Genomic DNA, 23,629 nt, shown 5'->3' on the forward strand with positions numbered 1-23,629 from the left:
GATGCTTTGCCCCTTTGAACCTTTTTTAAAAAATTAAAAATGAACATACAGCTTTTACCTAAAAAAGATAGCAAAGCTTCTGTTTGGAGTGGTGGATTGACATATGAGTATCTAATATATCCGGAAACAGCAAGCTATGCCGACAGAGATTTTGTATTCAGAATAAGCAGTGCTACAATAGAGAAAGAGCCATCAGAGTTTACGAAGTTTAAGGGCTATTACCGCTATTTGGTTATGCTTGATAATACCTTAGATATTGAGGTAAACAAAGAAAAAAAGATATATGAGAAATATGAAATCATGGAATTTCATTCGGATGATGAAGTGATTTCTTATACAAAAGGCATTGATTTTAACTGGATGGTTTCTGATAAAATAATCCATCACAAACTAGAAATGACGAATAGCAATCAGAATTGTAATGCTCAAATAATGATTTTATTTTCTTTAGACACAACAGTTATTAAAATAAATGACAAGCCTTACCATCTAAAACCTTATGATTTATTAGTTATTGAAAATCAAAAAAAGGAAAATATAATGCTTGATTTTTCTAATGAATGTCTTTTTGGAATATTGGATCAGTAAGGTTGTACCACAGAGATACACAAAGGTTTTGCACAGAGGACCGCTAAGTTTTTTTTTACTACGAAGGCAGGAAGGCATGAAGTTTTTTTAATTGTGCAATCTCGATAGCTATCGGGAGCGAAGTCGCAAAGAAATATAAAAAAGAAAACTTTGCGACTTTGCGAGATTTTTTTTTAAACCTCTGCACCTTTGTCACTTTGAACCTTTGAACCTCTTTTAAAGTACAAGCTCTTCAAACAATCTTTGAATTGTTTTTTCCAAATCCTCACACAAACCAGAATGCGGTCTTGAAGTTTGAATTGCTGAACTTCGTATAGCTGTCAGCCATCTAAAACGCTCCGGAATATCCATTTGTCCAATTGGGCCGCCATCTTTATCTCCAGAGGCAATTTTCTTAAATGCTGTTATATTGCAATGTAATTGCTCGATATCAAAATCATTGGAGAGAGCTTCAATTTTGGCATCGTCAATGTGGGCTAATACTTTTATAAATTTGGCTTTTTTGCAAAACAAAATGATTCCGATATTCAGGAATTCTTCGCGCTCCACCCTTGGTACCACACGAATTACGGCATATTCATATAAGTGATTATCTTGCATTATGAGCCTGATTTACAAAGATTTCGGAATTAGTTAATCGGGTCTGTAAAAACTGTAAGTAAACATTGCGTAAAGCTTCCGGCGTTTCGTCGGTATCTTCCCATTGCAGCCATTCTTCCGGAATAGTATTTACAATATCTTCCAAAATTTCGTTAGTTAAAAGCACTTTGAATTCGGCATCAACTTCTTTTAAAAGTGAAGCCTGAGGTAATAAAACGTGATCTTTTATCAATGCAAACGGACTTTTGGCATGTTGTTCCCAATTATTCCACGAATGATGAAAATACAAACACGCGCCGTGATCTATTAACCATAATTCTTTGTGCCAAATCAGCATATTGGTATTTCTGAATGTTCGATCTACATTTGTGATATAAGCGTCCAGCCAAACGATTTGCGATGCTAATTTATCGTCTACAGTCGTCACAACGGGATCAAAAGTAATCGCGCCCGATAAAAAATGAAGTGCCAAATTCAATCCCTGGCTTCCTTGCAGTAAATCCTGAATTTCTTCGTCGCCTTCTGATCTTCCAAAAGCTTCATCGAGATTAGCGTACACTAATTCCGGCAACTGAAGTTTTAAGGCTTTAGCAATTTGTCCGCCTACTAATTCGGCTATCAAAGCTTTTACACCATGTCCGGCTCCTTTGAATTTTAAGACATATTTAAAATCGTCATCGGCTTCTGCCAAAGCGGGTAAAGAACCGCCTTCGCGCAAAGGCGTGATGTAACGGGTAACATTTACCGTTCTGAGATCGAAATTGTTTTTCATAGATACAAACTTACGAATTTAGATTTCTGATTGTAGAGTTTAGATTTAGAAAAAAGAGTATAGAACATAGAAAAAAGACTTCGTGTGGTAATGAAAATTATCTAATTATCAAATTGACACATTATCTAATTCTCCAATTCCAAAAAAGCTTTCCCCAAATACTCAATAATATTCGATGCTATAAAAGATTGATAGCCAGTTTCCGACAAAGCAATATCAGCGGTTAATCCGTGGAGGAAGACGCCCATTTTTGCGGCATATTTAGGTTCGTAGCCTTGCGCCAGAAAACTTGTGATTATTCCGGTTAAGGTGTCGCCACTTCCTGCGGTTGCGAGAGCGGCATTCCCGGTAGTGTTTTCGTAGATTTCCTGTTTGTTGATGATGTATGTTGGCGCGCCTTTCATGACGATAATGACTTTGTATTTCTCAGAAAAAGCGATTGTTTTTTGAAATTTCTCTGCTTCCGAATTCCATTTACCAATTAAACGCTCCAATTCTTTTGGATGTGGAGTCAAAATAGTGTTTTCTGGAACTAATTCCAGCCATGATAAATTTTCAGCAATAATATTTAAGGAATCTGCATCGAGAACTAACGGCACTTTATTAACTCTCAAAAACTCAAATAAAGCTTTCTGAGTGCCTAGCTCCTGCCCGATTCCTGGTCCAATTCCAATTGCCTGCGGAATTAAGTGAAGGTGAATATTGGTAATGAAATTCGCGTTTTCATCGGTGACAACCATAACTTCGGGAATTGAAATTTGCAGAATCTGGTAACCGCATTTTGGCGTAAAAGTCGTTACAAGTCCACAGCCCGATTTCAGACATGCTTTCGATGCCAAAACCGCTGCTCCAACTTTGCCATAACTTCCGGCAATAATTACTGCATGTCCCTGAAGTCCTTTATGTGTTAGAGGATTTATAGGTTTGTAGAATTTTAGAATTTCTTCTTTGGAAATTAAAAGTGGAGCTTTCATTTGTTCAATTTGTTAAGGCAAATAATTTAAAAAAAACTTTTTGCCACAGATTTTTAAGATTTACACCGATTAAATACAAATAATTTACCCGTAGGTGTGATTATTTCTAACACATAGAAACATAGTTTTTATCATCTAAGAAAAGTCGTTTCACTCGCATACAAACACATAGTGCTATGTGCAAGAAATATATTTCTTTTTGTTCCCTTTTTTAAAAATAAAATCTATGTTCCTATGCGTTAAAAAAAATTATGAATTACATACATCCACGGATTAATTAAATCATTTTAATCCTCAAATCTGTGGCCTAAAATATCTTTTATCAGATCTTTTTAATTCAAACGCTTATTTACAAAATACATTTTCATCTTGCCTTTATTTTTTACTTCAATTTCTCCTCTGTATTGGCAATCAAAATTATCTTTTATCAACTCATAGGTATTTTCAGAAATATTAATTTTTCCGGGTTCTGAATTCGATTCCATTCTCGAAGCAATATTCACGGCATCGCCCCAAATATCATAAGCAAACTTTTTAGTTCCCACAACTCCGGCAACCACCGAACCAGAATTTATTCCGATTCGGATATTAAAGCGCGTTTCATTAAAATCGGTGTCATTTTTAGAATCTTCTACAAATTTTAGAATTTCCAATGCTGCCAAAATTATTAATTCGGCATGATTTTCAGACGGATAAGGCAATCCTCCCGCACACATATACGAGTCTCCAACCGTTTTAATTTTTTCTAAATCGTATTTCTCGATGATTGCATCAAATTTAGAAAAATAATAGTCAACACTCTCCACTAATTTTTCCGGGGATAAATTTTCTGAATACGTTGTAAATCCCTCAAAATCTGTAAACAAAACCGAAACCGATTCAAATCTTTTGGCCTGTACTCTTCCGCTAATTTTTAATTCAAAAGCTGTTTCTTCAGGAAGAATATTTAGCAATAAAGCATTGGATCGGTTCTTTTCTTTTTCGATAATTTTATTAGTTTTATGAACAAATTTATAACGTCGGTACAATCCGAAAGCCAATAAAAACATCAAAGTAAAAGAAACTAAAGAGGCAATTACCAAAATCTTTTGCGTCTTTTTTTGCTGATTGAGTAAATCGACCTCTACTTGTTTTTGGGAAACTTCGGCGTTGGTTCGGATATCTGCCATTTTTTGAACCATTTCAATATTATTTACACTATCACGGTAAACAATATGTTCCTTAAAATACTCAAGAGCTTCTTTAAAATCGCCTGCCTTTTGATACAATTCTGAAAGTTTTAAATTAGAATTGCTTAATTGATCTTTCAGCCCATATTTTTTGGCTAAAATCAGGCTTTTTTGCGCATAAGTTAAAGCTTTCCCCCATTCATGTCGTTTCAGGTAAATATCTGAAATATAGGTTAAATAATCTGAAATAGCGTAATAATCTTCGTGTTCTTCAAGAATAACAATAGCTTCCTTAATATGCGACATTGCCAAATCATCCTTCCCTAATTCCGCATAAAGCATCCCAATATTCCCTAAATTATAAGCTGTACCAATTAAGTAATTTACCTTTTTAAAAAGCGCTCCCGACTCTTTGTAATAGAGCAAAGCCTTTTCGTATTTTTTACCTTTCGAATATTCTTCGCCGGCATTTAGCAAAGCTGTGGCCAGCGAAACGGTATCTGTCGTTTTTCGCAGGATATAAATGGCTTTATTATAGTAAATTTGGGCATTAACAGCATTATCCATAACCGAATAAACATCGGCAATAGACATATTTGTGGTTCCTTCGCCCGGAAGATAATCGGCATGAATTGCAGCATCTTTACTTTTAAAGAAAACATCCAAAGCTGCATTCAAATCGCCAAGAAGCCGGCATGTATTTCCTTTTTGTAAATAACCGCGATGCAAATAAAGATAATTGTTTGTTGCTTTTGACAAGGCGATCAACTCATCAGCATATTTTAGTGATAGTTTGAGATCGTTGACTTCGTTAAAAGATAAATTCCGGAGTAATTCAAGTTTTGCTTCTCCGGTTAATTTATTCTCTTTGTAAATTTTCTTCAGACTATCGGCTACTTTTTGATTTTGGGCAAAGCCAAAAACAGAGAAAAAACAAATCAAAACGACCAAAAAATAAATTCTTATTATTGAATTACTTTTTTTCAAACTCATTAACTATTGGCTTTAAGTTTGGGATCAATCAGATATTTTTTTGCTTTATTTTTATAATAAATACTGAAGTTGATTTTATAAATATTATTAGTTTCAGCAATGTCAGCCTGATCTTTTACGGTAGCCACAACTTTGCTGTTTTTGCCTCCGGAACCTGTAATGGTAATATCATCGTCAAGAAAATAGATGTCGTTGGGATCGTTTAAATCAAAATCGTAAACTATACTATCAATCGCAACATCATAACCTTTATCTTTTGACTCTCCCACCCACTCTACATTTTGCGCAATATAAACGTTGCTTAAAAAATCTACCACTTTTCCAGTTTCACTGATTCCGTCATTATCGTCAGAAAGAGTACAATTATCGTGAATTTCATCCTGAGACGGATTTGTCATATGATAGAGACTGCTGGCATCAACAGTTAAAACTATCTGCACATTTTTACCCATAATTTAATTTTTTAAGATTGATTAATTTGATTTCTATAGGCCAAAAATCAGTCGGAAATTAAAGTTTACAGGTTGATTTTGAGGAGATAACCTATCAAATTTAGTGATTTTTTTATTTGAATTTTTATAAAATCATTCAGATGTTATTTCAACCGATTAATACGTCATTTCATCGGATATGTGCCAGACAAAAGCAGTAATTTCTTTATATTTATAAATATAAAACGCTGTTTTTAAGTGTTTTAAACACCAAACTTATGAGTATAAACGAACGCGCGATAGATTGGAAGGAAATTTTTAATCTTAAAAACATTTTATTGAATCTTACCGGTGTTATCTTCATTACGCTGGCACTAAAAGGCTTCATGATCCCGAATAAGTTTTTGGACGGCGGCGTTATCGGAATTTCGATTCTTGTGCATGAAATTACTCATATTCCGTTTGGTGTTTTGGTACTTGTTTTAAACATTCCGTTTTTATTTATCGGAAAAAAAATCCTCGGAAATACTTTTGCTCTTCAGAGTTTAATTACTTTTTTACTGATTGCGTTCAGCATGACTTTTGTTCATATTGAAGCCGTGACTTCTGACCGTTTATTGATTGCGTTATTTGGCGGTTGTTTAATCGGAATTGGAATGGGGTTTTGCATTCGAAGTGGCTCTACAGCTGATGGAATCGAAATATTGGCTTTGCTGACAACCCGAAAAATTGGTTTAAATGTTTCAGAAGTTATTTTTGGGATGAACAGTTTATTGTTTCTTGCAGCGGCCTGGTATTTCGGAATCGGGACGGCTTTGTATTCGATTGTGACTTATTTTTCAGCCATAAAATCGCTTGATTATATTTCGCAGGGAATAGAACAATATATTTCGCTTCATATTATTTCGGCAAAAAGTGATGAAATAAAAGAATTGATTGCGACAAAATTCAGAAAAGGAATTACCATCATTAAAGGTGAACGAGGTTATTTGCCTGATAATTTTGATGAAAAATTTGATTGTGATATTATTGTCACGATTGTAACACGCCTGGAATTACTAAGAATTAAAGAGGAAATTACGCAGCTTGATGCACATGCTTTTATGTTTATTCAATATATAAAAGATGCCAGCGGCGGAATTTTAAGATTGAAGAAGAAGCACTAAATATTTTTGTAATTTTTATCAAATCCTGCTATAACCTTATCAAAGTTTAAAACTTTGACAAAGAGGGAAACAAAGAGGAAAACTTTGACAAGGATTAAAACTTTTGAAGAATATATTTGAAACCAAGATTCCCTATCCCTGATAGCAGTGATATCCTTTTACTTGCTCCTTTAGCAAGGAAAAGCTATAGCGGATAGCAGGACACGAGCGATAGCGACTGACGAAGTAAATAGCTCCTAATTATTGCGAATTTTATAATTTAGACTATCATTTTTCGATATTTTTTAAATAAATTTGCGATTCAATTTTATAAATCAACACAATGAAAAATACTGCGCTTACGCACATACATGAGAGTTTGGGAGCGAAAATGCTGCCTTTTGCCGGTTATAACATGCCTATTACGTACGAAGGCGTAAATGCTGAACACGAAACGGTTCGTAACAGTGTGGGCGTTTTTGATGTTTCGCACATGGGAGAATTTTTGTTGACTGGACCAAATGCTTTGGCTTTGATTCAGAAAGTAACTTCGAATGATGCTTCGACTTTGACTATTGGAAGAGCGCAATATTCTTGCCTGCCAAACAATGATGGCGGAATTGTGGACGATTTGATTGTTTATAAAATGAAAGAGGAAGAGTATTTGCTTGTTGTAAATGCTTCGAATATAGAAAAGGACTGGAACTGGATTTCATCACACAATGATTTGGGTGTTGATATGAAAAATCTTTCTGATGATTATTCTTTATTGGCAATTCAGGGACCAAAAGCGGTGGAAGCGATGCAGCCTTTGTCGTCTATAGATTTATCGGCAATTGCTTATTACCATTTTGAAGTGGCTGATTTTGCGGGATTTAATGATGTAATTATTTCTGCAACTGGTTATACTGGTTCGGGTGGATTTGAAATTTACTGCAAAAACGCTGATGCTGAAGCGATTTGGAATAAAGTTTTTGAAGCCGGTGCTGCTTTCGGAATTAAACCAATTGGACTTGCGGCTCGTGATACTTTACGTTTAGAAATGGGATTCTGTTTGTACGGAAATGATATTAACGACACGACTTCTCCTCTTGAAGCAGGCTTAGGATGGATTACGAAATTCAATAAAGATTTCACGAATTCAGATAATCTGAAAAAGCAAAAAGAAGAAGGTGTTTCTAAAAAATTAGTTGCTTTTGAAATGCAGGAACGCGCAGTACCAAGACACGATTACGAAATTGTTGATGCTTCGGGCGCTGTGATTGGGATTGTTACTTCCGGAACTATGTCGCCTTCTATGAATAAGGGTATTGGTTTAGGATATGTTTCTGTGAACAACAGCGCTATTGACAGTGATATTTTTATCCGAATCAGAAAAAATGATGTTCCCGCAAAAGTGGTAAAATTACCTTTTTACAAAAAATAGTTTTAAAACATATATTTTAGAAAATGCATTACTTAATAGTGATGCATTTTTTTTTGTCCGAATTAAAAATAATGTCAAAACTCTTTTTGCCCATTAATCAATTGATTTATCGCGGTTTTTGACGTGCATCTTAACGGAAATAAATCGATTAAATGTAAGATATTTTAGAAAAAAAATAACTTTTAATCAAAAAAATAACCGTAAATTTAGTCTAAACCAAGATTTCCAATTATGAAAAAAATAGTATTATTTTTTTTGATGACTACAAGCGTTCTATTTAGTCAAAATAGCGCATCAACATGCGAAATCCTAAGCAAAATAAACAGACTGATTCAAGCCGAACATATTAGGCCAAAACCGGTGGATGACAGTTTATCAATATTTGTTTTTGATAATCTGATCAATGATTTAGATCCGTCGAGAAATATCTTTTTTAAGACTGAATATGATGAAATGTCTAAGAAATATCGTCTAAGTCTCGACGATATGATTATGGAAGGCGACTGCCGTTTTATAGATGATATTTCAGCTAAATATAAAAACGGTCTTCTTAGAACTAAAGCCGTTTTAGAGAAGATACAACTCGGCAATATTGATTATACTAAAAAAGATACCATCAGGTTTTATAAAAAGTCATTTGATTTCTATCTCAAACCAGAAGATTTAGAAAAAGTATGGCTCAAAAAATTGCGTTATCAGATTTTAGATGATATGGCCGAAACGAGCGGAAATCTGGATTCGATTAAAGCAAATTTTAAATCGATTGAACTGGCCTCCAGAAAATTGATTTTAACAAATGAAATATGCAGAATCAGAACGCTTATTGAAACAAATCTAAAACCGGAAGAAAAAGTATATAATTTCTTTTGTACTTATTATGACCCGCACACAACTTACTTTAGTGATGATGGCAAATCAAGTTTTGTCGCATCTTTATCAAAAGAGCATTTGTCGCTGGGAATGACTGTTAATCTAAATGAAAAAAATGAAATTATAATTGATGAAATAGATCCGAATGGTCCTGCTTATAAAACAGGGCAAATTAAAAAAGGGGATCAAATTGTTTCGATTTCAAATCAAAAAGAGACATTACAGGTTTCGTGCGCTTCTATAGAATCAATTTCAACAATGATATTATCAGAATCTAATAAAAGTATTACGCTAACGCTAAAAAGAAATTCAGGTAAAAGTTTCGACGTTTATATCGAAAAGCAGGTCATGAAAGACGAAGACAATTCCGTTTTTAGTTTCATTGTTGGTAAAGAAAGTAAAATTGGATATATCAAAATTCCGAGTTTTTATGCCGATTTGGATTCAAGGAATCGAAAAGGATGTGCTGACGATGTAGCCCGTGAGGTTATAAAATTGGACAGAGATAATATAAAAGGCCTTGTTATTGACTTGATTGATAATGGCGGCGGATCTATGGAAGAAGCTATTAAATTAGCAGGCATGTTTGTCGATTACGGACCACTTTCAATTGTTGTTGACAGCAAGCAAAGCAAATCTGTTATAAATGATCCATATAGAGGCATGATTTATAAAGGCCCTATTGTCGTTTTAGTAAACAGCAACACGGCTTCTGCAAGCGAATTCTTTTCGTCAATCTTACAAGATTATAATCGCGCTTTAATATTAGGAAGTACCACCCTTGGGAAAGCAACCATGCAAACCATTCTTTCGCTTGACGAAGATAAAAACACTGATTTCCTGAAAATTACTATCAATAAATTTTACAGAGTTACTGGAAAAAGCCATCAATATATTGGCGTAAAGCCAGATGTAATTCTCCCTGAATTTTATGAAGACGTTTACCAAAAAGAAAGTGATTTTCCGACTGCTATTAAAAATGATAGTATTGAACCGTTTTTAAAATACAAACCTTATGTAAAGCGCGCACTTATAGATAAACTTGCCGAAAGCAGTAGAGCGCGATTGGCGGATAACCCCTATTTTAATGATGTAAAAAAGATTAATTTAAAAATTGATCAGATTGTCAATGCCCCAAAAGCAGAAGTCCCAATGACCATAGATGCCGTTTTTAATCAGAAAAAAATAGTGAATTCACTTTGGTCAGAAATCAATACGTTTAATGATGAAAATAATCCTTTAGATGTATATAATTCGAGCGTTAATCAATTTTTATTAGGCGTCTATCCAACTGAGAAAACTATAAATCAATATCAGATTGATAACCTGAAAACAAATCCTTACCTAAATGAAGCTGTAAATATTATTACGGAGTTTAATGCGTCTAAATAGATTTTTAGATTTTTAGATTTTTAGATTTTTAGATTTTTAGATTTTTAGATTTTTAGATTTTTAGATTTTTAGATTTTTAGATTTTTAGATTTTTAGATAAAAAAATCCATTCGTAAACGAATGGATTTTTTTATGTTAAAGATTCCAACAAACCTGAAACCTGAAACCTGAAACTTGAAACTTTTAACATCTAACTTCTAACTAACTTCAAAAAAGAACTCAATTGATTTTGGAAAAATAAGGAATAACCGTATTTTTGCATCACAAAACTAAAAATTAGAAATGGGAAGAGCGTTCGAATTTAGAAAAGGAAGAAAAATGAAACGTTGGTCAGCAATGGCCAAAACATTTACCAGAATTGGTAAAGATATCGTTATGGCTGTTAAAGAAGGCGGACCTAACCCAGATGCCAATTCTAGATTAAGAGCTGTAATACAAAACGCGAAGGCGGCTAACATGCCTAAGGACAATGTGGAGCGCGCTATCAAAAATGCAAGTAATAAAGATACTGCCAACTACAAAGAAATTTTGTTTGAAGGATATGCTCCTCACGGAATTGCGATTTTGATTGAAACAGCATCTGACAACAATAACAGAACTGTAGCAAACATTCGTAGTTATTTCAATAAATGCAACGGAACTATGGGAACTCAGGGTTCTGTAGAGTTTATGTTCGACCATACTTGTAACTTCAGAATCGCAAAAGGTAATCTAGATCCTGAAGAATTAGAATTAGAACTTATTGATTTTGGTGCTGAGGAAGTTTTTGAAGACGAAGACGGAATCTTAATCTACGCTCCTTTTGGAAGCTTTGGAGCTTTGCAAAAAGAATTAGAAAACAGAGGTCTTGAAATTTTATCTTCTGGTTTTGAGCGTATCCCGCAAATCACTAAGGAATTAACTGAAGCTCAAATCGCTGATGTTGAAAAACTTATCGAGAAAATTGAAGAAGATGATGACGTTATGAACGTTTATCACACGATGAAAGAAGAATAATATTTTTCTTTTTTATAAAAATATCAGAGCCCTTGGATTTTTTCCAGGGCTTTTTTGTTTGTAACGATTTTAAACTGATACAGAAAATTATGAAAAATCATATTAACTATTATATTTGCGGTTCCTCAAATAATAATAAAATATGAAAACATCGAAATTCACACAAGTTGCCGTAATCGCTATGGTAATTTTATTTTTAGTGCTTAGCATGGTAAGTTGCAGTACTCATGTACATACAACCTCATCAGGTAAAGTACCACCTGGACAGGCAAAAAAAATGTCCGGAAGTAAGAGCGCTAAAGCTTACGCTCCGGGACAACAAAAGAAACATTAGTAAACAAAAAAGCCTTCTTAATTAGATTTAAGAGGGCTTTTTTCACTCTTTCAAAAAATTTAATTCAACTAATTACAAAAAAACTAACTAACTATTTTAACCAAATGCTTATTCTTATTTTGAAGTAACCTTGGTAGTCGGCTTATTTGTAATTTTTAATAAATAAGTCCCTTCAGGAAGATCATTGATGCTGATTCCATTATTACTGCCAATTATTTTTTGACCTTGCGAAAAAACCTCAATATTTTTAGAAACTGAATTTACATCGCTGGTTTTATTGATTGTGTTTGTTGGTGTTGATTTAGCAACAACATTTGTTTTTGCAGTTTTACTATTTTTAGCAACTTCTGCCGATTTTAGTACCTCAGCTGGTTTAGAACTATTGTATTGTTCTGCTACTTGTTCATCGGTCAAAGCCACATTAAATATTTTTAAATCATCTATATCAGCATTAATACCGACCGTTGTGTTGATTTCACCCAACCTAAAAATATTACCTTTAGTAGCGCGAATTATACCGGGAACAGCTTTTATCAACTGTCCGTTGCGATATATTTTAGAAACTGCATTATCGTAGGTGAAACTATAGTTGTACCAAACATTTTTTTCCAATGGAATTGAAAGAATGATATCATTTGATATCCCCCAACCGGCCATATTTAAGTTAGAATTAGCTGAGTTTGTCCCTTGATGCAATAAACCACAATATTGAGCATTATAAGCGGCTCCATAACCCCAGATATAATTTGCTGAAGAAATATCGTTAAACTTAACCCAGATGCTTATTGTTCTGGCAGTATTGTTTTGAGGAAGATCATCTATAACAGCTTCCATGCCTTTATTGACAAGGCGCTGGGCTCCATTTGCAACACCTTTTCTATCGGTTACAAAATTATTGGCTCCCATAAAAGAAGTTGTGTTTTCAATATTATTCAAAGTTCCATTAAAACTGAATTCCTGAATCGGATTCTGAGCATTCGAACTTAAAAAACTTACAAACATTGTTGCGAGTAAAATTTTTTTCATTTAGTAGGTTTTGGGGATTAAAAAAACACTGTGTTATTTTAACACTACTAATCTATATTATAAAGTATTTTAATAAAAATAATATCGACAACGAACCTAAATAATCGTCAAATAACCAAAATTTATGGTTTTAAAAGCTTAATTTGATTTATTTATACTTTTAGCAATATTATTAAAATTATAAATTTACTTCAATCAAAATAAAAAAATCTTACGTATAAATACGGTATTTACATATTTTTAATCATTTATATCAATATTAACCATTTGCTATTTTAATAAATCTAAGATGCTTTCAAAAAAAAACTCCAGATATTTGATTATCTGGAGTTTATATTTTAGAGAAAAACCTTTTATTTTACAAATTCAATTTTTTGAACTTCTTCTTCATTAATGCTATCAAAAAATCCTTGCTCATTCATCCAGTCGTCACTAAATACTTTACTCATATAGCGAGAACCATGATCAGGAAAAATAGCAATAATATTACTATCTTTTGTGAACTCTCCTTCTTCTGCGTATTGTTTTATCGCCTGCATTACTGCTCCTGAAGTATATCCAACAAATAAACCTTCCTTACGAGTGATTTCTCTTGCTGAGTGTGCACTTTCTTCGTCGGTTACTTTCATGAATTTATCAATAATATCAAAATCTGTAGCAGATGGAATCAGGTTTTTACCCAAACCTTCAATACGATACGGATAGATTTCTTTATTATCGAATTCTTTAGTTTCATGATATTTTTTTAATACTGATCCAAAAGCATCAACACCAAGGATTCTAATATTAGGATTTTGCTCTTTTAAGAATTTAGCAGTTCCGGAGATAGTTCCTCCTGTTCCGCTACACGCAACAAGATGTGTGATTTGCCCTTTTGTCTGTTCCCAGATTTCTGGGCCCGTACTGTTATAATGGGCATCAATATTTAATTGGTTAAAATACTGATTGATATAAACGGAACCTTTTGTTTCTTCATGTAAACGTTTGGCAACATTATAGTAAGATCTTTCATCATCTGCTGAAACGTGAGCAGGGCAAACATATACTTTTGCTCCTAAACTTCTCAACATGTCAATTTTATCTTTTGATGATTTTGAACTTACTGCCAAAATACAATTATAACCTTTAATAATGCTGACCATCGCCAAACTAAAACCTGTGTTACCAGATGTAGTTTCGATAATGGTGTCACCTGGCGATAGGATTCCTTTTTTCTCGGCTTCTTCAATAATATATAACGCTATTCTATCTTTTGAGGAATGTCCCGGATTAAAAGCTTCTACCTTTGCGTAGAAATTTCCTTCTAACTCTTCGGTGATTTTATTTAGCTTAATAAGTGGGGTGTTACCTATTAATTCTAAAACATTATTATAAGCATTTATTTCTTCTTTCATAAAAAAATAGTTAATCAAAGGCATTTTTAAATAACCCCGATAGGTTGCAAATTTAACAAAAAATTTCTAATTAGCTTTTAATTTTTTCTAAATCTAATAAAAAACTAAATTCCTTTGCTAAGTCTTTCAAAGCTTCAAATCTTCCCGAAGCGCCACCATGTCCAGCATCCATATTGGTATCTAAGAACAAAAGATTATCATTTGTTTTTAGGTCCCGCAACTTGGCGACCCATTTAGCAGGTTCCCAATATTGTACTTGTGAATCATGCAATCCGGTGGAAACATACATGTTAGGATATTTTTGTGCTTTTACATTATCATACGGCGAGTACGATAACATATAATCATAATACTTCTTATTGTTTGGGTTACCCCATTCATCATATTCTCCGGTTGTCAACGGAATACTATCGTCAAGCATTGTTGTTATTACGTCTACAAAAGGTACCTGAGCAATTACTCCATTGTACAATTCAGGGGCTTCATTTACGATAACTCCCATCAAAAGTCCTCCTGCAGATCCTCCTTCTGCATACAAATGTTCAGCAGAAGTAAATTTTTCGTTAATTACAAATTTAGAGCAATCGATGAAATCTGTAAAGGTATTTTTCTTTTTTAACAGTTTTCCGTCTTCATACCATTGCCTTCCTAAGTCCTCACCTCCCCTAATATGGGCAATTGCGTAAACAAAACCACGATCTAACAAAGATAGTCTAGTAGACGAAAAATAAGCATCCATTGTAATTCCGTACGAACCATAAGCATAAAGCAACAACGGATTTTTACCATTTTTCTCTAATCCCTTTCGGTAAATCATCGAAATTGGCACTTTTACACCATCTCTGGCAGTTGCCCAAACACGTTCTTCTACGTAATTCTCTTTATCAAATTTTCCGCCTAAAACCTGTTGTTCCTTTAAGATTTCTTTGGTTTTAGTTTTCATATTAAAATCTATTACAGATGAAGGCGTTGCAAGTGATTGGTAGCTGTAACGCAAAACATCCGTATCAAAATCAATATTTGTTGTCGTGTAGGCATTGTATGTCTCGCTTCCGAAAGGCAAATAATAGTCCGGTTCGTCATTCCATGGCATGATTCGAATATGATTTAAACCGTTAGAGCGCTCTTCAACCACTAAATAGTTTTTGAAGATTTCTATATCTTCAAGTAAAACGTCTTCGCGATGCGGAATAAGATCTATCCAATTTCTTTTTCCGGTCTTATTTTCAGGCGTTTTCATCAACTTAAAGTTCGTCGCCTTATCTTTATTCGTCAAAACATAAAATGAATCTTCAAAATGCGAAATACTGTATTCTAAACCACGAACGCGTTTCTGAAATACTTCAAACTCTCCGTCAGGATTATCTGAATTCAAAATTCTGTATTCTGTCGTCAACGTACTTCCTGAACCAATTACAATATATTTTCTTGATTTTTCTTTGCTGATGGAAACATTAAACGTATCATCGGTTTCATCAAAAACCAAAACATCATTTGCAGAATCAGTATTTATTTTATGTCTGAAAACCTTGTCAGACCTTAAAGTTACCTCATCTTGTCTGACATAAAAAATAGTTTTATTGTCATTTGCCCAAACTGAACCTCCTGTCGCGTTTTCTATTTTATCAGCTAGGATTTCGTTTGTTTCTAAGTTTTTAATCTGAATTGTATAGATTCTTCTTCCAACAAGGTCAAGTCCAAAACTTGCAAATTTGTTATCCGGACTGATACTTAAACCTCCTAATTTAAAATACGCATGTCCTTTTGCCATTTCGTTGCAATTGAACATGATTTCTTCATCTGCCGAAAGGCTTCCTTTTTTTCTGGAGAAAATTGGATAATCCTGCCCTGTTTCAAAACGTGTGATATAAAAATAACCATTATAAAAATAGGGAACTGATGAATCATCTTCTTTAATCCTCCCCTTCATTTCTTCGTACAAAGATTCCTGAAGCTCTTTGGTATGCGAAGTCATATTTTCGTAATAGGAATTCTCCTGATTCAGGTAATCAATAACTTCTGAATTTTCTCTGTCATTAAGCCAGAAATAATTGTCGATTCGGGTTTCTTTATGCTTTTTTAGTGATTTTGGAATTACTTTGGCTTTTGGAGCCGGTATATCGTTTTGCATTGATTTAGCATTAATTTTTAATATAAGAAGCAGCAAAAATACTATAAACACAATAGAACAGAATTAATATTTTCATAAAATATTCTATTGATATAAGACAGCAATATACTAATTTTGTCTGAAATAATTTAAAAATCAACAAAATGGATTTAATGGGAATGATGGGTAAACTTAAAGAAACCCAACAAAAAATTGAAGATACAAAAAAGCGTTTAGATACAGTTTTAATTGATGAACAAAGCGCTGACGGATTATTGAAAGTGACACTAACTGCTAATAGAAAAGTAAAATCTATCTCAATTGATGATTCTTTATTAGAAGACAAAGAACAACTGGAAGATTACTTAATTGTAACCCTGAATAAAGCTATTGAAAAAGCGACAAGCGTTAACGAACAAGAGCTTGACGCCGTTGCAAAAATGGATATGCCGATGATTCCGGGAATGGATAATTTATTTAAATAAGGCTCAAAGGTTTTAAAAAAGGTTCAAAGGGACAAAGGTTTTTTTTATTGCGAATAAAACCTCTGTCCCTTTGAACCTTTGCCTCTTTGTACCTCTTCCTAAAACTTCTGAAGCGTTTCAATCACATATGTGTGCATTACTTCTTTGTAATCTAAGTGTGTTACGATACGAAGTTTGTTATGCCCCATCGAGCTTATTAAAATATTTTTCTGTTTTAATTTTTCTATCAAAAGCTGATCGCTGTAACCTTCTGAAAGCGAAAAAATTAAAATATTAGTTTCAACGGGTTCTATTGCTGACACCCATGGTTTGGTGCTTAAAACTGCTGCAATTTCTTTGGCTCTGCGATGATCTTCCGCTAACCTTTCGATATTATTTGCCAAAGCATACAATCCAGCCGCAGCCAAATAACCCACCTGACGCATTCCTCCACCAAGTATCTTTCTGATTCTCAACGCTCTGTGAATATCAGCTTTACTTCCTAATAAAACTGAACCAATTGGAGCGCCTAATCCTTTTGATAAACAAACCGAAATAGTATCGAAAATAGCCCCAAATTCCTTCGGATTTTGTCTTTTTGCAACCAATGCATTCCAAATTCTGGCTCCATCTAAATGGAATTTCAGATTATTAGCATCACAAACCTTTTTTATTTCTCTTAAATCTTCTAATTCATAACAGGCACCTCCGCCTTTATTAGTTGTATTTTCAACACAAACCAAACTCGTTAACGGACTGTGATAAAACTCCGGATCGTTAATAGCTGCTGCAACCTGTGCTGCATTTATCATTCCGCGATCACCATCTACTAAACAGCAGGAAACGCCGCTGTTAAAAGAAACCCCTCCTCCTTCATAATGGTAAACATGTGCATATTTATCGGCAATTAATTGCTCTCCCGGCTGTGTATGCAGTTTAATTGCCGTTTGATTAGCCATAGTTCCTGACGGAAAAAAAAGTCCCGCTTCCATACCAAAAAATTCAGCAACTCTTGTTTCTAACTCGATAACTGTAGGATCCTGTTTATATACATCGTCTCCAACCTGAGCATTAAACATATACTGCAACATTTCGAGTGTAGGCTTGGTAATGGTATCGCTAATTAAATTTATTTCCATATTCTAAAAACTATATCTTATTTTTGTGCAACAAAATTACGTATTACTGTTTGTTATTCTCAGCAAGTTTTAGTAAATTTTAACTTGTAAAGAACACAGCAACCAAATTAACGTAATATTTATAAAAAACATATAAAACTATCATTAATTTATGACAACTACCGAACAAATAAAAGGTATTGTGGAGCGCCTTGGTGCGTTGAGGAGGTATCTTTGACGTTGATGCCAAACTAATTGAAATTGCCAACGAAGAAGAAAAAACCTTCGCACCCGACTTTTGGAACAATGCAAAAGAAGCTGAAGTTATTGTAAAAAACCTTCGAAACAAGAAAAAATGGATCGAAGATTATAACAAAGCAATCGAGCTTACTGATGAATTGCAATTGGCGTATGATTTTTATAAAGAAGGGGAACTTTCTGCAGAAGAATTAGACGAGCATTACAAGACAACTCAGGATCATATTGAAAACATCGAGTTTAAAAACATGCTTTCTGACGAAGGTGACAGTTTAAGCGCCGTGGTACAAATTACTGCCGGAGCAGGTGGAACCGAAAGTTGTGACTGGGCCGGAATGTTAATGCGTATGTACATGATGTGGGGAGAAAGTTATGGCTACAAGATAAAAGAACTGAACTTTCAGGAAGGCGAGGTTGCCGGTATTAAAACCGTGACTTTGGAATTTGAAGGAGATTATTCTTTTGGATATTTAAAAGGAGAAAATGGCGTGCATCGATTGGTTCGAATTTCACCTTTTGACAGTAATGCGAAACGTCATACTTCATTTGTATCAGTTTACGTGTATCCGCTTGTTGATGATAGTATCGAAATTGACATTAATCCTGCCGACATCGAAATTACAACTTCGCGCTCTAGTGGTGCCGGAGGACAAAACGTAAATAAGGTAGAAACCAAAGTTCAATTGGTACACAAACCAACCGGAATTCAGATTCAATGTTCTGAAACAAGATCTCAGCAAGATAACAGACAGCGAGCCATGCAAATGTTGCGTTCTCAGTTATATGAAATCGAGCTGAAAAAACAACAAGCACAGCGTGCTGATATCGAAGCCGGAAAAATGAAAATCGAATGGGGTTCGCAAATCCGTAATTACGTTATGCAGCCTTATAAATTAGTAAAAGATGTTCGTACCGGTTATGAAACCAGCGATGTTGATGGTGTTATGAACGGAAACATTGACCCATTCTTAAAAGCATTTTTAATGATGATGGGACAAAAGGAAGAAGAATAGTTATCAGTGTTCAGTCGCAGTCTTCAGTTACTGGGACTTAAACTTGAAACCTTAAACTTGAAACAAAAATAGTTATGATCAAATGGGCAGATGTAATTCATTTTACAAACAAAGGAAATCCAACTCCCGAAAAAAGAGTGGAGAAATCGGAAGATGAATGGAAACAAATCTTAACTCCTGAAGAATATCAGGTAACACGATTAAAAGGTACCGAAAGATCTTTTAGTTCTGAACTTTGCAGTTTATTTGATCCCGGAATCTATGAATGTAAATGCTGTGGCACTTTGCTTTTTGATGCTTCTGAAAAATTTGAATCAGGAACTGGCTGGCCTTCTTTTACCCAACCCATCAAAGAAAATGCGATTGCTTATCATGCTGATAAATCATACGGAATGATTCGGGTTGAAGTTGTTTGCAATACCTGCGACGCGCATCTCGGACATGTTTTTCCTGATGGCCCCGGTCCAAGCGGATTACGATATTGTATTAATGCCATTTCATTATCCAAAATAAAAGAATAAACATTTATAAAAGCGATTCCTTTTGACAAAAAAAGTGAATCGCTTTCTTTTTTACGCTGATTATTAGACTTCTATATTATAAAAAATGTAAGTTACTACCTATCAATTAATTAAATTTAGCCTTCTAACTTGTATTTACCTAAATATAATACCTATCTGTCTAGGTTTCTCTGTATCAGCCGTCTAAGCAGAAATTAAAGAACTAGTAATAAATTAATAGCTAAAATGTTAATTTTGTAATATTTAAACTATTATTTTAAATATACTTCAATAATCATCAAAAAAATATTAGGTAATTAGAATCTAATTGAGTTTATTTGGCAAAAAATACCACTAAATTCTATTAAATACATTAAATGAGATCTTATTCAATTCAAGAAATTAACGAAGTGATCAATGGAGTAATTTACGGCTCTACTTCACAAAGTATAACTGCAACAGAACAATTAGAAAAAGCTACCACTTCTGAAATTTCTTTTATAGGAAATAAAAAATATGAAAAATACTGGTTAGCATCAAATGCATCTATTGCCGTTGTAAATGAAGATATTTCGATAGAACCAGGAGAAAATCGTGCTTTCATTAAAGTGAAAAATGCCGATTTAGCCATGTCACAAATATTGGCTCTTTTTGCACCTCCTACTCCAATCTTTCATAATAACATTCATAAGTCAGCAATTGTTGACGAAACGGCTATTATTGGCGAAAATGCACGAATTGGAGCTGGTTGTTATATTGGTCCAAAAGTTGAAATTGGCGCAAATGCTACAATTTATCCAAATGTCACAATTTTAGATGAATCTACAATCGGAAAAAACACTATTATTTGGTCAGGGACAGTAGTTCGCGAGCGTTGTCATATTGGTAACGATTGTATTATTCATCCAAATGCCACTATTGGAGCAGATGGTTTCGGATTTCGCCCGTGTAGTGAAAAAGGTCTGGTAAAAATTCCACAAATTGGAAATGTAATTATCGGTAACGGAGTTGAAATTGGCGCTAATACTTGTGTAGACCGCGGAAAATTCAGCTCGACGGTTCTTGGAGATGGCTGTAAAATCGATAATTTAGTTCAGATTGGACATAATAGTAAATTAGGTAAGTTTTGTATAATGGCCGGAAATAGTGGTTTAGCAGGTTCAGTAACTTTAGGAAATGGTGTTATCATTGGCGGAAGCGCTTCTATAAAAGATCACACTACAATTGGCGATGGTGCAATTGTTGGCGCGGGATCTGGTGTAACGGGTGATGTTCCTGCAGGAAAAACAATGCTTGGATATCCTGCTGTTGAAGCTCGTGATGCATTGAAACAATGGGCAATTTTAAAACGAATGGTTTGCGAGTCCAAAAAATAATCGTATGATTTTAAATATATATATATATATATATAAAACAGAAGTTCGCTTCTGTTTTTTTTGGTCTAATAGTTAGAGAAACTTCAATATTCAATTCATTTCGCCGTTCGCTGAAATTAATTAAACACATAAAAACATAGACTTTGCGGTCAAAAAAAGGTGTTTCATTTATTTAAAAAACAAAGAGCCTTTAAATTGGTAGAAATATGTTATTTATTTAATCCGAAGATCATAATTATGGTGTGGATTTCAATTGATTTTGTAAATTAGCCAACACTATTTTGTAAAAAAATCAATTTCTTATGGATTTAAACTTCAATAAAAACGAAGATCACAATAAACTCTTACTTTCTGAATTAAAACAAAAATTTGCCAAAGTAAAATTGGGCGGAGGCGAAAAACGTATTGAAAAATTACACGCCGAAGGTAAAATGACGGCTCGTGAACGCATTGATTATTTATTGGATGAGAATTCGAAAAGTATTGAAATCGGTGGTTTTGTTGGTGAAGGAATGTATGCAGAACATGGCGGTTGTCCGTCTGGTGGTGTCGTAATCAAAATAGGATATATTCGAGGAAAACAATGCATTGTTGTTGCCAATGATGCAACGGTCAAAGCCGGAGCATGGTTTCCGATAACAGGAAAGAAAAACCTCCGCGCTCAGGAAATTGCCATGGAAAACAGGTTGCCTATTATATATTTGGTTGATAGTGCCGGAGTATATTTACCACTTCAGGATGAGATTTTCCCGGATAAGGAACATTTTGGGCGCATATTCAGGAACAATGCGCAAATGAGCAGCATGGGAATTACTCAAATTGCTGCTGTCATGGGAAGTTGTGTTGCAGGAGGTGCTTATTTGCCAATTATGAGCGACGAAGCTTTAATTGTCGATAAAACCGGAAGTATTTTCCTTGCGGGAAGTTATTTGGTGAAAGCTGCTATTGGCGAAACCATAGATAATGAAACTTTAGGAGGAGCCACAACGCATTGCGAAATTTCTGGTGTGACCGATTATAAAGCCAAAGATGATAAAGACGCTTTAGATAAAATAAAAAATATTGTCGATAAAATAGGTGATTTTGATAAAGCGGGCTATAACCGAATCAAAGCTGAAAAACCTGCTTTAGAGCCAAAGGATATCTACGGAATCTTGCCAAAAGCCAGAAACGAACAATACGATATGATGGAAATCATTAATCGTCTTGTTGATAATTCTGAATTTGAACCTTACAAAGATGGTTATGGACAAACTATAATCACTGGATATGCACGAATTGATGGCTGGGCTGTTGGAATTGTTGCCAACCAAAGAAAAGTCGTGAAAACAAAAAAAGGCGAAATGCAATTTGGAGGTGTCATATACTCTGATAGCGCGGATAAAGCCACGCGCTTTATTGCTAATTGTAATCAAAAGAAAATTCCATTGGTTTTCGTACAGGATGTGACCGGTTTTATGGTTGGATCAAAATCTGAACACGGCGGAATTATAAAAGATGGTGCTAAAATGGTAAATGCCGTTAGTAATTCTGTCGTTCCAAAATTTACTGTTATTGTCGGAAATTCTTATGGCGCAGGAAACTACGCCATGTGCGGAAAAGCCTATGATCCGAGATTAATTTTTGCGTGGCCAAGTGCAGAACTTGCCGTAATGGGCGGAACACAGGCCGCAAAAGTACTAGCGCAAATTGAAGCTTCTTCGCTTAAAGCGAAAGGAGAAATCATTGACGAAGCAAAAGAAACCGAGCTTTTCAATAAAATAAAAGCACGTTACGACGAACAGACTTCACCTTATTATGCCGCTTCAAGATTATGGACAGATGCCATCATTGATCCTCTTGATACGCGTACCTGGATTTCTATGGGAATCGAAGCTGCAAATCATGCGCCAATTCAAAAAGCATTTAACTTAGGCGTTATTCAGGTTTAACCTTAAAGTCGAAAGTCAAATGTCATAAAGTTTTTAAAGTCGTGCATTTACTGACCTTCTCATTTTATTTTCACCATTATAGTGTACTCAAAAAGTGTGCAAGGTCTATATTAACAACGCCTTTTGACTTTTATCCCGTCCCGAAGCTTCGTGATCGGAATCGACTTGTGACTTTTGGGTTTAAATTAATTTCAGGAATCCTCAAAATACGTTAAATAAATAGTAAAAAACTTATTTTCAGATACTTAAAATAAATATATCATTAAAAATTAGTAACTTAGTATATTATTTTTAATCACGTAGTATCATGGAAAATGTAAAAAGTTTGAATAAATGGGCAAATACGCACACTTATTTACCAGTAGATTTAGTACGTATTGTATTGGGCGTTTTTTTATTTATGAAAGGAGTTTCATTTGTAACGAATGTTCAGTATTTACATGATTTAATTTCTCCTATTGATCATTATGGCGGCGGCATGTTTCTTTTGCATTATATCGCTCCAGCCCACATGATTGGAGGAATAATGATTGTTTTTGGGCTACTCACCCGCTGGGCTATTGCAGCTCAATTACCAATTCTTTTTGGTGCCGTCCTCGTTAATTTTATGGGACATATGCACTCTGAAAGCCTAATTTTAGCAATAGTATTATTACTTTGCATCTTCTTCTTATTTTACGGAGGAGGAAAACATTCCGCTGATTATTACTTCAAAATGCAACAATAACCCAAATTTATCCTCAACTCTT

21 protein-coding genes are annotated in these 23,629 nt (G+C 34.2%); 12 read left to right on the forward strand and 9 right to left on the reverse strand.

The window, feature by feature from the left end; genetic code table 11:
• Window positions 1-39 precede the first annotated feature (39 nt).
• Window positions 40-588 (forward strand): HutD family protein, encoded by a 549-nt coding sequence (locus J2X17_RS06830; protein WP_310295936.1) that lies wholly within the window; start codon window positions 40-42, stop codon window positions 586-588.
• Between the two features lie 216 nt (window positions 589-804).
• Here J2X17_RS06830 and J2X17_RS06835 read toward each other — a convergent pair whose 3' ends face one another.
• From J2X17_RS06835 to J2X17_RS06855, 5 genes are all read right to left on the reverse strand, one after another.
• Complete coding sequence (locus tag J2X17_RS06835; protein WP_310295937.1) at window positions 805-1,188, reverse strand: DUF3037 domain-containing protein; 384 nt, start codon at window positions 1,186-1,188, stop codon at window positions 805-807.
• Window positions 1,178-1,960 (reverse strand): HipA family kinase, encoded by a 783-nt coding sequence (locus J2X17_RS06840; protein WP_310295939.1) that lies wholly within the window; start codon window positions 1,958-1,960, stop codon window positions 1,178-1,180. The genes J2X17_RS06835 and J2X17_RS06840 overlap by 11 nt, the downstream gene beginning before the upstream one ends.
• A gap of 125 nt (window positions 1,961-2,085) precedes the next feature.
• A complete protein-coding gene (locus J2X17_RS06845) occupies window positions 2,086-2,934 on the reverse strand; it encodes an NAD(P)H-hydrate dehydratase (RefSeq protein ID WP_310295940.1) in 849 nt (282 codons plus the stop codon).
• Window positions 2,935-3,266: 332 nt separating this feature from the next.
• Window positions 3,267-5,096 carry an adenylate/guanylate cyclase domain-containing protein gene (locus tag J2X17_RS06850; RefSeq protein ID WP_310295942.1) on the reverse strand — a complete coding sequence of 610 codons (1,830 nt, stop codon included), beginning with the start codon at window positions 5,094-5,096 and terminating at the stop codon, window positions 3,267-3,269.
• Entirely contained in the window at window positions 5,096-5,548 is a 453-nt protein-coding gene (locus J2X17_RS06855; RefSeq protein ID WP_310295944.1) for a hypothetical protein, read from the reverse strand. The genes J2X17_RS06850 and J2X17_RS06855 overlap by 1 nt, the downstream gene beginning before the upstream one ends.
• A gap of 257 nt (window positions 5,549-5,805) precedes the next feature.
• Here J2X17_RS06855 and J2X17_RS06860 point away from each other — a divergent pair, with 257 nt between their 5' ends.
• From J2X17_RS06860 to J2X17_RS06880, 5 genes are all read left to right on the forward strand, one after another.
• Window positions 5,806-6,693, forward strand: a complete 888-nt coding sequence (locus J2X17_RS06860) for a YitT family protein (protein WP_310295945.1) — start codon at window positions 5,806-5,808, stop codon at window positions 6,691-6,693.
• A 322-nt stretch (window positions 6,694-7,015) separates the two neighbouring features.
• Window positions 7,016-8,098, forward strand: a complete 1,083-nt coding sequence (gcvT, locus tag J2X17_RS06865) for a glycine cleavage system aminomethyltransferase GcvT (protein ID WP_310295947.1) — start codon at window positions 7,016-7,018, stop codon at window positions 8,096-8,098.
• A 231-nt stretch (window positions 8,099-8,329) separates the two neighbouring features.
• Window positions 8,330-10,360 carry a S41 family peptidase gene (locus tag J2X17_RS06870; protein ID WP_310295949.1) on the forward strand — a complete coding sequence of 677 codons (2,031 nt, stop codon included), beginning with the start codon at window positions 8,330-8,332 and terminating at the stop codon, window positions 10,358-10,360.
• A 282-nt stretch (window positions 10,361-10,642) separates the two neighbouring features.
• Entirely contained in the window at window positions 10,643-11,356 is a 714-nt protein-coding gene (locus J2X17_RS06875) for a YebC/PmpR family DNA-binding transcriptional regulator (protein ID WP_007811539.1), read from the forward strand.
• A gap of 142 nt (window positions 11,357-11,498) precedes the next feature.
• Window positions 11,499-11,690, forward strand: a complete 192-nt coding sequence (locus tag J2X17_RS06880; RefSeq protein WP_310295955.1) for a hypothetical protein — start codon at window positions 11,499-11,501, stop codon at window positions 11,688-11,690.
• Between the two features lie 114 nt (window positions 11,691-11,804).
• Here J2X17_RS06880 and J2X17_RS06885 read toward each other — a convergent pair whose 3' ends face one another.
• The 3 genes from J2X17_RS06885 to J2X17_RS06895 all read right to left on the reverse strand — a co-directional run bounded on the left by J2X17_RS06885 (window position 11,805) and on the right by J2X17_RS06895 (window position 16,241).
• On the reverse strand, window positions 11,805-12,716 hold the full coding sequence (locus J2X17_RS06885; RefSeq protein ID WP_310295957.1) for a LamG domain-containing protein: 912 nt from the start codon (window positions 12,714-12,716) through the stop codon (window positions 11,805-11,807).
• A gap of 353 nt (window positions 12,717-13,069) precedes the next feature.
• A complete protein-coding gene (gene capA / locus J2X17_RS06890) occupies window positions 13,070-14,110 on the reverse strand; it encodes a cysteate synthase (protein WP_310295958.1) in 1,041 nt (346 codons plus the stop codon).
• 70 nt (window positions 14,111-14,180) lie between these two features.
• Complete coding sequence (locus tag J2X17_RS06895) at window positions 14,181-16,241, reverse strand: S9 family peptidase (RefSeq protein WP_310295960.1); 2,061 nt, start codon at window positions 16,239-16,241, stop codon at window positions 14,181-14,183.
• Between the two features lie 143 nt (window positions 16,242-16,384).
• On the opposite strand from J2X17_RS06895, the gene J2X17_RS06900 reads away from it, so the two are divergent.
• Window positions 16,385-16,705, forward strand: a complete 321-nt coding sequence (locus J2X17_RS06900) for a YbaB/EbfC family nucleoid-associated protein (protein WP_055098103.1) — start codon at window positions 16,385-16,387, stop codon at window positions 16,703-16,705.
• Window positions 16,706-16,803: 98 nt separating this feature from the next.
• Here the strand turns inward: J2X17_RS06900 and J2X17_RS06905 are convergent, their stop codons facing one another.
• On the reverse strand, window positions 16,804-17,823 hold the full coding sequence (locus J2X17_RS06905) for a threonine aldolase family protein (protein WP_310295964.1): 1,020 nt from the start codon (window positions 17,821-17,823) through the stop codon (window positions 16,804-16,806).
• 151 nt (window positions 17,824-17,974) lie between these two features.
• Here J2X17_RS06905 and prfB point away from each other — a divergent pair.
• The 5 genes from prfB to J2X17_RS06930 all read left to right on the forward strand — a co-directional run bounded on the left by prfB (window position 17,975) and on the right by J2X17_RS06930 (window position 23,607).
• Window positions 17,975-19,073, forward strand: a protein-coding gene (gene prfB, locus J2X17_RS06910) for a peptide chain release factor 2 (protein WP_139256999.1) whose coding sequence is annotated in 2 segments (ribosomal slippage) — window positions 17,975-18,037 and window positions 18,039-19,073 — 1,098 coding nt in all. Because the reading frame shifts where the segments join, the coding sequence is not laid out codon by codon here.
• Window positions 19,074-19,147: 74 nt separating this feature from the next.
• Window positions 19,148-19,594: a peptide-methionine (R)-S-oxide reductase MsrB gene (msrB, locus tag J2X17_RS06915; protein WP_310295967.1), complete on the forward strand. Its 447-nt coding sequence runs from the start codon at window positions 19,148-19,150 to the stop codon at window positions 19,592-19,594.
• Between the two features lie 356 nt (window positions 19,595-19,950).
• Window positions 19,951-20,949, forward strand: a complete 999-nt coding sequence (gene lpxD / locus J2X17_RS06920) for a UDP-3-O-(3-hydroxymyristoyl)glucosamine N-acyltransferase (protein ID WP_310295969.1) — start codon at window positions 19,951-19,953, stop codon at window positions 20,947-20,949.
• Window positions 20,950-21,251: 302 nt separating this feature from the next.
• The gene (locus J2X17_RS06925; RefSeq protein WP_310295971.1) at window positions 21,252-22,880 is read left to right on the forward strand and encodes an acyl-CoA carboxylase subunit beta; all 1,629 of its coding nucleotides are present in this window, start codon (window positions 21,252-21,254) and stop codon (window positions 22,878-22,880) included.
• 307 nt (window positions 22,881-23,187) lie between these two features.
• Entirely contained in the window at window positions 23,188-23,607 is a 420-nt protein-coding gene (locus tag J2X17_RS06930) for a DoxX family protein (protein ID WP_310295973.1), read from the forward strand.
• The last annotated feature ends 22 nt before the right edge of the window (window positions 23,608-23,629 follow it).

It is taken from the genome of Flavobacterium aquidurense, from assembly GCF_031458035.1.
Classification (GTDB): domain Bacteria; phylum Bacteroidota; class Bacteroidia; order Flavobacteriales; family Flavobacteriaceae; genus Flavobacterium; species Flavobacterium aquidurense_C.